The sequence below is a fragment of the Ruegeria sp. CJ9 genome (assembly GCF_056536625.1).
The window spans coordinates 385,367-399,776 of sequence record NZ_JBQFPY010000001.1 but is presented as its reverse complement, the minus strand read 5'-3'; the positions used below and the strand labels follow the sequence as shown (position 1 = coordinate 399,776).

The window sequence follows — 14,410 nt, the reverse complement described above, 5'->3', positions numbered from 1 at the left end:
GGGGTTTACTCCTCATCCACGCCGTATTCGGCGTCCAGCTTGTTCATGCGCCAGGCGTAGTTGAAGATCAGCACCAGAAAGACCAGGATTGATCCCTGCTGAGCGAACCAAAAGCCCAGATCGGTGCCGCCAACGGCGATACCGGACAGCAGCGGACGCAGCAAAATGCCGAATCCAAAAGACACCAGCGCCCAGATCACGAGGCTGATGTAGATGAGACGCAGGTTGGCCTGCCAATAGCCCTTGTCGGCCTCGGCAGCCTGCGCGGAGTTTGTTGATTGATCCGCCATTGCGGGTTCCTCCTTCGCTTCCTCGTTGGGCGGCCCGTGCCCAACTCCTCCAGTGACGTGGGCCGCTTCTCGATTGTGCCTGGCACCAGCATGATGTCAGGCAAGACTCCTCTGGTCCGCCAAGGCGGGTCCATTGAAGTATTCTCTTGTTGGATCAAAGCCTTGGGGGGCTTTTCTCCTCCCCTTAACTCATCGCGCCACCCACGATATCCTTGAGGTCGCTCGCGATGTCTTCGATCTTGCCCATTGCGTTGGTGCGTTGCAGAACGCCGTGGGTTTCATAATAGGTGATCAGCGGCGCGGTTTGGGCGTGATAGGCAGCAAGGCGCGAGGCAACAGTTTCGGCGTTGTCGTCGGCGCGGCGTTTGAACTCGGTATGGCCGCATTTGTCGCATTTGCCCTCGACCGCGGGGACCTTGAACGTGTCATGAAACCCTTCACCACAGCCTGCGCAGGTATAACGGCCCGAGATGCGGGTGACCATTTCGGCGTCCTCGACCTCAAGGCTGATTGCGGCGCTGATCTTCTGGCCGTTCTCCGACAGCAAACCGTCCAGCGCCTCGGCCTGCACGGTCGTGCGCGGGAAGCCGTCCAGAATGACGCCTTTGGCGCAGTCCTGTTCATCCAGCCGATCGCGCAAGATAGCGATGACGATCTCGTCGCTGACCAGATCGCCAGCTTCCATAACGGCCTTTGCAGCAAGTCCGGCCTCGGTCTCGGCGGCAACGGCGGCGCGCAACAGGTCGCCGGTGCTGAGTTGTATAAGCCCGAACGTGTCTTCGAGCATCCGCGCCTGCGTGCCCTTCCCGGCGCCCGGAGGGCCGAGAAGGATCAGAACGGCGGGGGTGGTGGTCGTGGCAGCGTCCATCACATCCTCACTTACTTGCGCGGTTTTCGATCAGATCTTCGACCACCGACGGATCGGCCAAGGTCGAAGTATCACCCAGCGAGCCAAAGTCGTTTTCGGCGATTTTGCGCAGGATACGGCGCATGATTTTGCCGGAACGGGTCTTGGGCAGGCCGGGGGCCCATTGGATCACATCGGGGCTGGCAATCGGGCCAATTTCTGTGCGAACCCAAGTGCGCAGCTCTTTCAGAAGCTCATCCGAAGGCTCGCGATCGTTCATCAGAGTGACATAGCAATAAATGCCTTGCCCTTTGATATCATGGGGATAACCGACAACAGCAGCTTCGGCCACGGCGGCGTGCGCCACCAGCGCGCTTTCTACCTCGGCCGTACCCATACGGTGGCCCGAGACGTTGATCACGTCATCGACGCGGCCAGTGATCCAGTAGTCGCCATCCTCATCCCGGCGGCAACCGTCGCCCGTGAAGTAATAGCCTTTGTAGTCGGCAAAATAGGTTTTCTCGAACCGCTCGTGATCGCCCCAGACGGTGCGCATCTGTCCGGGCCAGCTGTCTTTGATGCACAGCACACCCTCGACCCCGTTTCCCGTGATTTCGACACCCGATTGCGGGTCAAGAACGACAGGCTGAATTCCAAAGAACGGCTTCATCGCCGAGCCGGGCTTCATCGCATGTGCGCCGGGCAGGGGGGTCATCAGGTGACCGCCGGTTTCGGTCTGCCACCATGTGTCGACGATGGGGCAATTGCCCTGGCCGACAACCTCGTTATACCAGTTCCACGCTTCGGGGTTGATCGGTTCACCCACGGTGCCCAGCACTTTCAGATCGCTCAGATCGTGCTTTTCGACCCATTCGGTACCCTGACCCATCAATGCGCGGATCGCCGTGGGGGCGGTATAGAACTGGTTTACCTTGTGCTTGGCGCAGACTTCCCAAAAACGGCCAGCGTCGGGGTAGGTCGGCACGCCTTCGAACATCAGGGTCGTCGCACCATTGGCCAGCGGGCCATAGACGATATAGCTGTGGCCGGTGACCCAGCCTACGTCTGCGGTACACCAATAGATGTCGCCATCGTGGTAATCGAAGGTGATCTGATGCGTCATGGCTGCGTAGACCAGATAGCCACCAGTGGTATGCACCACGCCTTTGGGCTGACCGGTTGATCCGGAAGTATACAGGATGAACAAAGGGTCTTCGGCGTTCATCTCGGCGGGCGCGCAATAGTCATCCGCTTCAAGCGCCATTTCGTTGTAATCGAAATCGCGGCCGTCAACCCATGTGGTCTGGCCGCCGGTGCGCTTGACCACCAGACATTTCACGGTGTCTTTACAGTGCAGCAGAGCGGCATCCGCATTGGACTTAAGAGGGGTCTTGCGACCGCCGCGCGGGGCCTCATCCGCCGTGATAACCACCTTGGCATCGCAGCCGTTGATCCGCGCTGCCAGCGCGTCGGGCGAAAAGCCCGCGAATACGATGGAATGGATCGCGCCAATACGCGCACAGGCCAGCATCGCATAGGCTGCCTCGGGGATCATCGGCAGATAGATCACCACCCGGTCACCTTTGCGAACGCCCAGAGATTCCAGAATATTGGCCATTCGGCAGGTGCGGCGGTGCAGCTCGGCATAGGTTATGTGCTGGGCGTCGTCGTTCGGGTCATCCGGCTCCCAGATGATCGCGGTCTGGTCGCCGCGTGTTTTCAGATGGCGATCCAGACAGTTGGCTGCCACATTCAGTGTGCCGTCGGCATACCAGTTTATTCCAACCGAGCCGAAATCATAGCTGACATCTTTGACTTGTGTATACGGTTTGATCCAATCTACTCGCTTGCCTTGCTCATCCCAGAACGCCACAGGATTTTCGATCGAGGCGTTGTACATCTGGGTGTATGCGTCGGCATCGACATGGGCGCGGGCAACGGTTTCTGCGGATGGCGGATAGACCTTGGCATCTGCTTGAGCAGCGGTTGTCATTCTGAGGCTCCTCCCTCTGGACTTTATTTCACTGGGCCAAATCTTGCCCGCGGAACGGGCGATGTCGACCCGTTTCCTCCCCACGTCAAATAATAAGCGAAACTGAAAACAATTAAATAAATTACCGATATCTTTAGATTTGTTTGTAAAGAAATTTTGTTAGTGTGCAAATAATAGTAAATAAAACCACTATGAATTTCAAAAAAATAAATAAAACCAAAATAGTAAGTGTCATGAAATTTTTGATTGGTGGATGCAGATGATCAACCGTAATTTTTGAATCTTGGATACACCTATTGGTTGTTAGCGCTGTCTTCTGGTGCTTGGTGAATTTGTCCGGGGTTGGCACACATCAATGTTGGCGCTAGCTTTGATCGCAAGCGCTTGGAGAAGAAGCGCAACAAAGGGAGAATTCATGATGAAAAAGATGTTGAGCGGCGCGGCCGTCGCCGCCTTGGGTGTTGCATTCGTCTCAGAGGCTGCTGCAACCGAATGGAATGCCTCGGTTTGGGGCAAGCGGCGCGCCTTTACTGAACATGTCGAAAAGTTGGCCGAACTGGTTGGCGAAAAGACGGGTGGCGAGTTCACCATCAACGTCAGCTACGGTGGCCTGTCAAAGCCCAAGGAAAATCTGGACGGCATTGAAATCGGTGCTTTTGAAATGGCTCAATTCTGCGCCGGGTATCACCGCGACAAGAACCGAGCGATCACCGTGCTTGAGCTGCCGTTTTTGGGCGTGAACAATCTTGACGAAGAAGTGGCTGTCAGCCACGCGGTCTACGATCACCCGGCCGTTAAGGATGAGATGGCGCAGTGGAACGCGCGCATCATCATGACCTCACCAATGCCGCAGTACAACCTGGTCGGCACCGGTGATCCGCGCGACGAATTGGCGGATTTTGACGGGATGCGTGTACGTGCCACTGGTGGCCTGGGGCAGGCGTTCGAGGCTGTGGGCGGTGTGCCAACCTCTGTCCCGGCAACAGAAGCGTTCAACGCGATGGAATCGGGTGTGGTCGACACGGTTGCCTTTGCCCAACACGCTCACCTGTCTTTCGGCACCATCAATGAAGCCGACTGGTGGACCGCGAACCTGAACCCCGGCACGGTCAACTGCCCGGTGGTGGTGAATATCGAAGCCTATGAAGCGCTGCCTGCGGAGCACAAGGAGGCGCTGAACAGTTCGATCGACGAGGCGATTGATCATTACCTTGCGAACTACGGCGGGCTGCTTGAGCAGTGGGATAGCGTTTTGTCTGAGAAGGGCGTTGAAAAAGTTGAGATCGACGATGCCGTTCTTGAAGAATTCCGTGCTAAGGCAGCCGATCCGATCCGTGAACAGTGGATTGCGGATATGTCAGCACAGGGTCTGCCAGCGCAGGACCTCTATGATCTGGTTCAAGCTACGCTGAAGCAACAGCGCGGCGGAAACTGAGTTCCTTTTCCGGGTGCCTGACCGGGCACCCGGACACTCATCAAAAAACAGGGGATCACCGGAATGGCAGGACAAGCCACGGTGCTTGAGGACGGCAGTCGGCTCAGTTGGCTGGATCGTCAGCTCTTGAGGTTAGAGCAGTTTTTGGCATTGATCAGCGGGCTTGCCGTCTTTGGCTTGATGGTGCTGGCGGTGGTTTCGGTCAGTGGCCGCAACGCGATTAACGCTCCTTTGCCCGGTTATGTGGACTGGATCGAACAGGCCATGCCGCTGATTGCCTTCCTTGGAATCTCATACGTACAGCGCGAAGGCGGTCATATTCGTATGGATATCGTAATCGCGCGTCTGCACGGGCGGGCGCTGTGGCTGTTCGAACTGATCTCGGTAGTTTTGATCCTTGTGCTTATGCTGGCACTGGTCTGGGGCAGTTGGTCCCATTTCGACCGCTCTTTTGATTTTGGCGCACCGCTCTGGAGCCGTGACAGTTCAATTGACATCGGCATTCCGCTTTGGCCTGCCAAGCTGCTGGCGCCAGTGGCGTTTTCGGTCCTGTGCGCGCGGCTGGTGTTGCAGGTCTGGGGATATGGGCGTGCTTTTGTGCTGGGGCTCGAACATCCGGTGGCCGTGCCGTTGATCCAGGATGCGGCGGCGCAGGCCGCTGCCGAGGCTGAGCAATTCGAAGGGCAGGACTAACGCATGGACACAATAGATATTGGTCTGTGGGTTACAGGTGGCCTGCTTGTATTGGTCGTCACGGGGATGCGGGTCGCCTTTGCCGCTGGGCTTGCCGGGTTGGTCGGGCTGGTGTGGATCTTCTGGGCCAAATTCGGATATGACCCCGACCGGTTTGGCAAAGCCTTAACAGTTGCCGTGAAAACGGCCGGGCAGGTGCCGCATTCCAAGGTGGCCGCCCATACGCTCAGCCTGATCCCAACCTTTATCCTGATCGGATACTTGGCCTATTACGCGGGCCTGACCAAGGCATTGTTTGAGGCGGCCAAACGCTGGGTGGCGTGGGTGCCGGGTGGGCTGGCAGTTTCGACCGTGTTCGCGACAGCCGGGTTTGCCGCCGTGTCGGGCGCGTCGGTCGCCACATCCGCGGTTTTCGCCCGCATCGCCATCCCCGAGATGCTGAAAGTCGGTTACAACAAGCAATTCGCTGCCGGAGTCGTTGCTGCCGGGGGTACGCTGGCCTCTCTGATCCCACCTTCGGCCATTCTTGTGATCTATGCCATCATCGTTGAACAGGACGTGGGTAAGCTACTGTTGGCCGGGTTCATCCCCGGGGCGTTTTCGGCAGTTATCTATGGCCTGCTTATTGTGGGAATAGCGGTGATTTTCAAATCCGTTGGACCTCCGGTCACGGGGTTTACATGGAAACAGCGCTTTGCGTCCTTGCCCGGTGCCTTGCCGATTGTGGCCGTGATCCTGATCATCATCTGCTTTGTCTATAACCCGTTCGGAGAAAAGGCCTGGGGCACGCCAACCGAGGGTGGTGCCATCGGCGCCTTCATTGTCTTCTGTTTTGCCCTGTTTCACGGCATGCGCTGGACCGAGCTGAAATCCGCGTTGCTTGAAACCGCCAAACTGACCGCGATGATCTTTTCGATCATCTGGGGCGTGCTGATCTACGTGCGGTTCCTTGGTTTCGCCGACCTGCCGGGCGAGTTTTCGGACTGGATCACCTCGCTTGAGATGTCGCCGATGCTGATCCTGATTTGCATCCTGCTGGCCTATGCGGTGTTGGGCATGTTCATGGATGCCATCGGAATGCTTCTGCTAACGCTACCGGTCGTGTACCCGGCCGTCATGGCTCTGAACGGTGGGGAAGCCGTCAGCGCCGCTGAAAGCGCCTTTGGCATGTCGGGGCCGATGTGTGCGATCTGGTTCGGTATTCTGGTTGTGAAAATGGCCGAATTCTGCCTGATCACGCCGCCGATTGGCCTGAACTGCTTTGTCGTCGCTGGCGTGCGCCCGGACCTGAGCGTTCAGGACGTCTTCAAAGGCGTGACACCGTTCTTCATCGCCGACGCGATTACCATCGCGTTGCTTGTGGCGTTCCCGGCCATCGTCCTCTTCCTGCCTTCACTAGCCGGATAGAAAAAGCCCCCGGTGATGAACCGGGGGCGAGGTAATGCCATTTGCGGGTTCTTTAGCTTGCCCGCATCAGCATTCCAAATAGATCGCGCGGATCGTCAGGATCGGCCAACATGTCCAAAGGTTCAAAAAAATCAGTGTCCTCGATAGCGGACTTGATGTAGCGGAGGGCCGAGAAATCCTCGATCGCAAAGCCGACGCTGTCGAACAGAGTGATTTGACGATCATCGCTGCGCCCTTTGGCCTGGCCGGTCATGACCTGCCACATTTCTGTCACCGGATGGGTGTCGTCCAGTGCCTGAATCTCGCCTTCGATACGGGTCTGCTCGGGGTATTCCACGAAGATTTCCGACCGCAACAGGATATCACGATGCAATTCGGTTTTGCCGGGACAGTCTCCGCCGATGGCGTTGATGTGAACGCCGGGGCCGACCATGTTGTCAGTCAGGATCGTGGCGTATTTCTTGTCGGCGGTGCAGGTCGTGATGATGTGTGCGCCTTCGATGGCCTCTTCGGCGGTTTTGCAGGGCACTACTGTCAGACCCTTGCCTTGAAGGTTCGCGGCACATTTCTTGGTGGCATTCGGATCGGTGTCATACAAACGAACCGTATCAATCCCGCACATGGCCTTGAAAGCCAGGCACTGGAACTCTGATTGCGCGCCGTTGCCGATCATGGCCATAACCGACGAAGACTTCGGCGCCAGATAGCTGCCCACAAGGGCCGAGGTCGCCGCCGTACGCAGTGCCGTCAGCATCGTCATCTCAGTCAGCAGGGTGGGGTAACCGGTGTAGACATCAGCCAGCAGGCCAAAAGCGGTCACGGTCTGCAGCCCTTCGGAGGTGTTCTTGGGGTGACCGTTCACGTATTTGAATCCGTAGGCCTCACCATCCGACGTGGGCATCAACTCGATCACGCCATGCGGCGAGTGGGCCGGGATGCGCGGGGTTTTGTCGAAGCTCTCCCAACGCTTGAAATCGGCTTCGATCTGGGCCGCGATTTGGGTGATCATCTTCTCAAGCCCGACGTGATGCACCAGACGCATCATGTTGTCGACGGATACAAAGGGCACAAGCGCCTTTTCAGATGGTTGCATTGGGGTCTCCTATCGACGGGACAGGTGGATGCCTGCAATCATGCAGCGCACGGATCCACCGGCAGTTTCAATTGTGGGAACCGACAGCGGCAGCGGCGTTGCGCTGGCTTCGATTTTTGCGAGTTGATCCGGGGTCAGGGCGGCAAGCGCCCGGCTCGACAGCGCCAAAACCAGGCCATCCCGACCGCTAAGTTCGATGGCGTTGCCCGCAAATTCGGCGATCTGTTCGTGGGTCAGGTCAATGACCGTGCGACCGGATTCTTCCAACCGGGCTTTTACGGTCGCGCGCCGTTCCGGATCGGTGATCATGTCCAGACAGATCAGCGCGTACTCGCTGCCGATGCCCATCAGAACATTGGTGTGATAGACATCTCGCCCTTCGGCATCATGTGCTTCGAACACAATAGGCTCATAATTGAAATGGGTGCAGAAACGCTCCAACAAAACGGGATCGGCACGGTTGGATTTGACTGTGTAAGCGACGCGGCCGACGTGGTCCAGAACCATTGCTCCGGTGCCTTCCAGCGCCAGTTTGTCCTGCTCAAGCCCGGAATAGTCAATCACGTCCTGAACACGGTATTCCTGTTTCAGCATCTCAATGACGTCCACGCGGCGTTCCCGCCTGCGCGACGGTACAAACATCGGATAGATCGCCACATGCCCGCCGGGATGGGTCGAGAACCAGTTGTTCGGAAATACGCTGTCGGGTGTGTCGAGGTCCCCGTGATCGTCGAAGACATGAACCTTTACACCTGCATCGCGCAGCAATGCGACCGCCTGGTCATGTTCATCGCGCGCCTGAGCAGATGTGGCTTCGGCCGAGCGGTTGGCCAATGTCTGAAACGCATTGTCGTCGCGCGTCTCAGGGTTAGAAGCAAACGCATGGGGCCGGATCATCACGACGGCAGGGGGAGCTTGCAGAGAGTGCATCAGAAGCTCCGTGTTGGGCGGTCAAAAATGCGGCGGCCCAACAATGAGGCGGCCAGATCGACCATCAGTTTTGCGGTACGGCCGCGTTCGTCCAGAAACGGGTTCAGCTCGACCAGGTCCAAAGAGCAGACATGGCCGCTCTCGTGCAGCAGCTCCATCACCAGATGCGCCTCGCGTTCGGTCGCGCCGCCGGGGACGGTGGTGCCGACGGCAGGGGCGATCGAGGGATCAAGAAAGTCGACATCCAGCGAGACATGCAGGATGCCATTCTCCGCCCGGACCCGATCAAGAAACGCGTTCAATGGGGCTTTGATTCCGTGTTCGTCAATGCTGCGCATATCGGCCAGCATGGCGTGATCTTCCTCAAGCCGTGCGCGCTCGGCAGGATCGACCGAGCGCAAGCCAATCATGCCCACGCGATCTGTTGGAACCGGGGCGGGTACGGTTGGGAAATTATCAAAACCCGCCTGGCCGGTGAAATAGGCGACAGGAGTACCGTGCAGGTTGCCGCTGCCAGTGCTGTCGGGGGTGTGAAAGTCGCTATGGGCATCCAGCCAAAGCACGAACAGAGGGCGTCCGATCTGCTGGGCATGGGCGGCCATCCCTGCAACGGTTCCCATCGACAGCGCGTGGTCGCCGCCCATAAAGATCGGCAGACCCTTGGGGGCAGTTTCCTGCGCCGCACGGCTTAGCGCGTTGGTCCAGCCGATAACCTCGGGCAGGGCGAACAGAAGTGTGTCCTCAGCCACATCCGTGCTGTCCGGCTGGACATCGCCAATGTCTGAAACCTGATGACCCAGATTGGCCAAAGCCTGATCCAGACCGGCCACTCGATAGGCGTCAGGCCCCATTCGGCAGCCCTGACGACGCTTGCCAGCGTCCATCGGGGCGCCGACCAATATAACGTGTTTGTTGTCCATATGTTTGTTTAGTTCCGCAGGGTGGGTTGCGAAAAGAGAGCAAAATGTTCAAAATGAAACCTCAATAAGCGAAATGAGAAATGACTATGGACGATTTGGACAGTAGGTTGCTGAATGCGCTGCACCGGGACGCGCGGGCCTCGCTGTCTGAACTGGCCGAGACGCTGGGCGTCACCCGCACCACGGTGCGCAGCCGCCTGCAGCGTCTGAAACAATCGGGTGAGATTGTGGGCTTTACCGTCCTGACCCGTTTGGATGTGGCGGAAAGCCCGGTGCGGGGCCTTATGATGCTTGAGATCGAAGGCCGCGGGACCGAACGCACGATGGCCAGAATCGCGGCCCTGCGCCAAGTGCGTGCCGTGCATACGACCAACGGCAGTTGGGATCTGATTGCCGAGATCGGCACCGAAACTTTGGCCGAACTGGACGAGGTCTTGTTTCAGATCCGGCGGATGGAGGGGATAACTCGGTCCGAGACCAATCTGTTGCTGTCCACGCGTAAAGGGCGGGTCTGATCCCTTGTAGTGCTTTGACGTTCAAGGAAATTGTGCCAAGGTTGCCCTGCGTCGCCGATCCACGCACAGGATCGTTGCAGTGCCTCAGAGCAGGGGGGAACCATGACCACGCAGGAGACAGACAAAGAGCTTTGGGCCGTTCGTCTGGCCGAGCGGGTCACCGGGTTCCTTGAAAAGCCCGCGGTCAGAATTGCGGTTCCGATCCTGGTGACGTTGATTGCACTGGTCGTACTGCACGAACTGTCCCAGCACGTGAAATGGACCGATGTTCAGGTGGATGTGGCAAATACATCCTGGAAACTGATGTTCATCGCCCTGTGCTGGACCTGTTTCAGCTTTTTGTCCTTGTCCATGTACGACGTGCTGGCCGTACAAAGCGTGGCGGACGGAGAGGTTCCCCTGACCGTAGCTGGCATGGCCGGAGCCAGTGGTTATGCCGTATCGAACTGCCTAGGCTTTTCCTACATTACCGGAACGGCGATCCGCTATCGCATCTACGCCTCGCTTGGGTTGGACCTAAGCCGGGTTGCCGGGGTCATCGCGACCTCTTGGATCGCGTTCTGGTCCGGGCTGGTGCTGTTGCTGGGCATACTGCTTACCCTGCATCCCGATGGTATTTCAAATGTTCTACCGATCAGCGACACGACTGAGACGATAATCGGTCTGTGCCTGTTGGCCGCGCTGGTGGCCTTGTTCCTCTGGCTCGCGCGTGGCGGGCGCAAGTTGGCCTATGGCGGATTTGGGTTCAACTTGCCTGGCGGCAAACTGGCAGGCTTGCTAACGCTGGCCGCGATCGGGGACCTGTTTGGCGCTTCGATGGTGCTTTATACCCTGATGCCCGATGACCTTGGGGTCGGCTACCCCTATTTCTTCACGATCTTTATTGGGGCTATTGCCGTTGGGATCGTAAGTCACGCGCCGGGCGGCATTGGCGCGTTCGAGGCGACATTGATCGCAGGTTTGGGTGCCTCTGGCCGGTCTGACGTAATCGCGGCCTTGCTGCTGTATCGTCTGGTCTACACATTTCTGCCTTTTGTCATTGCCAGCGTGTCGATTGCTGTGGCCTCGGCGCTGACGCATCGCCACCATATCAGTGGCGCGGCCACGTGGGTCTATCGCGCGATCCGGCCGATTGTGCCGATGGTTGCCGCAGGCGTGACGGCGGTTGCCGGGATCATCCTGTTGGTGTCCGGGGCCTTACCGTCCAGCAGTCAAAGCCTTGGTGTTTTGCGAGATTTTCTGCCTTTGTCCTTTGTCGAAGCCTCACATCTGGCAGGCAGTGCAATAGGTGTTCTTCTGATCCTGATTTCGCGCGGTTTGTTCCGCAAACTTTATCGTGCCTGGATCGTGGCGATGTTGCTGATGGTAGCCGGTTTCGTTGCCTCGTTGACCAAGGGGTTGGATACGCACGAGGCGATCGGCATGCTGGCCTCAATCGCGGTGCTGGCCACATTCCGGGGTGCGTTTTACCGAGTCAGCGGCGCGTCGATTTTTCGGCTGAACATCCCGTGGCTGGTCAGCGTAGTGGCCCTGTTGGCGGTCATTTTCTGGATCGGGCTGTTTGCCTATTCGCATGTCGAATACCAGAACGCCCTGTGGTGGGATTTCGCGTGGAGCGGCGACGCCTCACGGTTCCTGCGTTCCAGCTTGGTGGTAGCGGTCATACTCGGTGTGGTGGCTGTGAACTCACTCTTCGGGCGGGAAATCCCTGAACCGGTACGCACAGAAATACCGCCTGCCGTCGAACGGTTGGCATTGGAAAGCGAAGATACCGAAGCGCAGATTTCACTGACCGGTGACAAGCAGTTTCTGATCGCGCCCGATGAATCCGCGTTTCTTGCTTATGCCGACACCGGCAACGCTCTAATCACCAAGGGAGAGCCGGTTGGCGATGAAAAAGCCGGTCAACAACTGATCTGGCAGCTGCGCGAAATGGCGGATCGCGAGGGCAAGCTCTGTGCGTTTTACAGCGTTTCTACCAAATATCTGCCAACCTTTCTGGATCTGGGTCTGTCCATCTTGAAAATCGGTGAGGTCGCGCGGGTGCCGCTGCAAGATTTCTCGCTGGATGGCAAATCCCGCAAACGGTTCCGCCAGGCCAAGAACCGGGCCGAGCGTGAAGGGTATGTGTTCGAGATCATCCCAAAGGAAGAACTGACCCCGGTCCTGCCGGAGCTACGCAAAATTTCTGACGACTGGCTCGAGCATAAAGCGGGTGAGGAAAAGGGATTTGCCCTAGGCGGGTTCGACGATGACTACCTGTCCTATTTCGATTTTGCTGTGCTGCGAAATGGGGACACAGGCAAGATCGTGGCTTTTGCCAATCTGTTCCAAGGCGGCCATAAATCTGAACTGTCGCTGGATTTGATGCGCTACGAACCTGACGGCTCGAACTTCATTATGGACGCGCTGTTTGCCGAGATGATGTCATGGGGGGCAGAGCAGGGGTTCCACTGGTTCTCGCTGGGCGCGGCGCCGTTTTCGGGGATCGAGAACCGGCAACTGGCTTCGTTCTGGAACCGTGTCGGCGGGTTCGTCTATGAGCATGGCGAACAGTTTTATCACTTTGAAGGATTGCGATCCTTCAAGCAGAAGTTCGACCCGGAATGGAGCCCGAATTATCTGGCCAGCCCGGGCGGTTTTGCAGCGCCGCGCATCCTGTATGAAGTGAACATCCTGATTTCCGGCGGGCTGCGCGGATTGACCAAATAGCGATTAGTTGAGGCTTGCCCGCGTCGGGTCTTGTTGCAGCAGGTCGCCCCAATCGGTGCGGTATGCCATCTCGGCCAGCACGGTTTCAGGCAGGAATTCCTGATTTTGGCGAATCTGCCAGCCGCCACCCAGTCCCTTGTACACGGCAACCAGATTGCTTGAGACCTGTTGCCGCGCCTCGATCAGATTGGCCTGCGACCGCAGCAACGCGGTCTGAGTGTTCAGAATGCGGGAATAGTCGGCAATTCCATCGCGATATTGGTCCACCGCGATCTGGGCGGCCTTGCGCGACGCGGTGACGCTGTTTTCGTAAAAAACCACCTGCTTGCGCGATTGGGCATAGGCGACCATCGCGCTTTCCACCTCGGAATAGGCGGTTAGAACAGTGTTTTGGTAGTTGGCGATAAGTGCTTGATAAGCCGCGTCTTGCGCACGGACGTTGTTCTTGATCCGGCCGTAGTTCAGCACGTTCCAGACCACACCTGCATTGGCCAGACTGGTTGAGCTGGCTGCGGAAAACAAATCCCGCCCGCCCGAGGCTTGCAGGCCGATGGACCCTGACAGAATGAATTGCGGGTACAGATCAGCCATCGCAATGCCGACCTCGGCCGATTGCGTTGCCGCCGCCAACTCGGCCGCGCGGACATCGGGACGGCGACGCAGCAGCTCGGCCGGAACACCCACGGCAACATTCGACCGGGCTGAAGGGATGCGCCCCGAATTACCCAGCAGACTGGTCATTCGCGAGGGCGTTGCCCCCAGCAACACAGCCAGCGCATTTTTGGCTTGCTGCAAGTCGCTTTCAATCTCTGGGACCAGCGCCTTGGTGTTGTTCAGCAGGGCAGTGGATTCCTGCACGTCCAGCTCGGTCGTCACACCGTTGTCAAAGCGCAATTGCGTCAGATCAGCAGACGCCTGTTGCAGCTGAATGTTCTCACGCGCGACTGCCAGAGATTCCTGCAAAGCGCGGATGTTCACGTACAAGGCGGCGACGTCGCCGGTCAGCGTCACCAGGGCGTCGTCGTAATTCGCCACCTGCAGCGCCAGATTGGACCGCGCCGCCTGAACGCCGCGCCTTTGCTGACCCCAGACGTCCAGCTCCCATTGCGCATCGAACCCGACCTGAGATGTCGAAAACTCGGTATCTAAGGGGATGATCCGATTTACATCCGAAATCGGCCCAAGATTGTCACTGATTTGGCGCCGCTCGATTGATCCGCCGATGGCTTGCGATTGCGGATACAGCTCGCCGAACGCAATCCCCAACTGCGCGCGAGCCTGCAGGACACGGGCACCTGCCACCTGTAGATCAAGGTTTTGGGCATAAGCCTCGGCCACCAGTTTGTTCAGGATGGGGTCGTTAAACGTCTCCCACCATTTCACCACCGGCGCGCTGCGCGAGGTTAGGCCGCTGGGTCCGGCGCTGGGGCTGTTCACCTCGATCCATTCTTTCACGACCGGAGAGTTCGGGCGCACGAAATCCGGGCCAACTGGCGTGCAGCCGACCAGCAGGGCCGCGCATAGGGCGGTGCCGATCAATCTGCGGTGAAGTCTGGCCCGGGTCATGTCATGTGT

12 protein-coding genes are annotated in these 14,410 nt (G+C 58.1%); 5 read left to right on the top strand and 7 right to left on the bottom strand.

All coding sequences use genetic code 11. The annotated features are described in order from the left end of the window. Nucleotides 1-5: 5 nt before the first annotated feature. The 3 genes from ACR0AJ_RS01995 to acs all read right to left on the bottom strand — a co-directional run bounded on the left by ACR0AJ_RS01995 (nt 6) and on the right by acs (nt 3,130). Nucleotides 6-290 (bottom strand): DUF4212 domain-containing protein, encoded by a 285-nt coding sequence (locus ACR0AJ_RS01995; RefSeq protein WP_170348424.1) that lies wholly within the window; start codon nt 288-290, stop codon nt 6-8. 184 nt (nt 291-474) lie between these two features. Further along, a complete protein-coding gene (locus tag ACR0AJ_RS01990; protein WP_480739953.1) occupies nt 475-1,158 on the bottom strand; it encodes an adenylate kinase in 684 nt (227 codons plus the stop codon). A 7-nt stretch (nt 1,159-1,165) separates the two neighbouring features. Next, the gene (gene acs, locus ACR0AJ_RS01985; protein WP_170348426.1) at nt 1,166-3,130 is read right to left on the bottom strand and encodes an acetate--CoA ligase; all 1,965 of its coding nucleotides are present in this window, start codon (nt 3,128-3,130) and stop codon (nt 1,166-1,168) included. A 418-nt stretch (nt 3,131-3,548) separates the two neighbouring features. Between acs and ACR0AJ_RS01980 the strand changes: the two genes are divergently transcribed. The 3 genes from ACR0AJ_RS01980 to ACR0AJ_RS01970 all read left to right on the top strand — a co-directional run bounded on the left by ACR0AJ_RS01980 (nt 3,549) and on the right by ACR0AJ_RS01970 (nt 6,665). After that, on the top strand, nt 3,549-4,565 hold the full coding sequence (locus ACR0AJ_RS01980; protein WP_170349382.1) for a C4-dicarboxylate TRAP transporter substrate-binding protein: 1,017 nt from the start codon (nt 3,549-3,551) through the stop codon (nt 4,563-4,565). Nucleotides 4,566-4,628: 63 nt separating this feature from the next. Beyond that, complete coding sequence (locus tag ACR0AJ_RS01975) at nt 4,629-5,258, top strand: TRAP transporter small permease (protein WP_170358049.1); 630 nt, start codon at nt 4,629-4,631, stop codon at nt 5,256-5,258. 3 nt (nt 5,259-5,261) lie between these two features. Then, nucleotides 5,262-6,665, top strand: a complete 1,404-nt coding sequence (locus ACR0AJ_RS01970) for a TRAP transporter large permease (RefSeq protein WP_480739950.1) — start codon at nt 5,262-5,264, stop codon at nt 6,663-6,665. A gap of 52 nt (nt 6,666-6,717) precedes the next feature. Here ACR0AJ_RS01970 and ACR0AJ_RS01965 read toward each other — a convergent pair whose 3' ends face one another. From ACR0AJ_RS01965 to rocF, 3 genes are read right to left on the bottom strand one after another with little or no spacing between them, the layout of a single operon-like run. Beyond that, a complete protein-coding gene (locus ACR0AJ_RS01965) occupies nt 6,718-7,758 on the bottom strand; it encodes an ornithine cyclodeaminase (protein WP_170374934.1) in 1,041 nt (346 codons plus the stop codon). A 9-nt stretch (nt 7,759-7,767) separates the two neighbouring features. Beyond that, a complete protein-coding gene (ctlX, locus tag ACR0AJ_RS01960) occupies nt 7,768-8,688 on the bottom strand; it encodes a citrulline utilization hydrolase CtlX (protein WP_480739949.1) in 921 nt (306 codons plus the stop codon). Then, a complete protein-coding gene (gene rocF, locus ACR0AJ_RS01955; RefSeq protein WP_480646409.1) occupies nt 8,688-9,608 on the bottom strand; it encodes an arginase in 921 nt (306 codons plus the stop codon). Before rocF ends, ctlX begins: the two co-directional genes overlap by 1 nt. A gap of 86 nt (nt 9,609-9,694) precedes the next feature. On the opposite strand from rocF, the gene ACR0AJ_RS01950 reads away from it, so the two are divergent. Both ACR0AJ_RS01950 and mprF read left to right on the top strand, forming a co-directional pair. Beyond that, nucleotides 9,695-10,123, top strand: a complete 429-nt coding sequence (locus tag ACR0AJ_RS01950; RefSeq protein WP_058280995.1) for an Lrp/AsnC family transcriptional regulator — start codon at nt 9,695-9,697, stop codon at nt 10,121-10,123. 102 nt (nt 10,124-10,225) lie between these two features. Continuing rightward, nucleotides 10,226-12,835 (top strand): bifunctional lysylphosphatidylglycerol flippase/synthetase MprF, encoded by a 2,610-nt coding sequence (gene mprF / locus ACR0AJ_RS01945; protein WP_480739946.1) that lies wholly within the window; start codon nt 10,226-10,228, stop codon nt 12,833-12,835. 3 nt (nt 12,836-12,838) lie between these two features. Here the strand turns inward: mprF and ACR0AJ_RS01940 are convergent, their stop codons facing one another. Further along, nucleotides 12,839-14,401, bottom strand: coding sequence for an efflux transporter outer membrane subunit (locus tag ACR0AJ_RS01940; protein WP_480703890.1), 1,563 nt, complete (start codon nt 14,399-14,401; stop codon nt 12,839-12,841). Between the last annotated feature and the right edge of the window lie 9 nt (nt 14,402-14,410).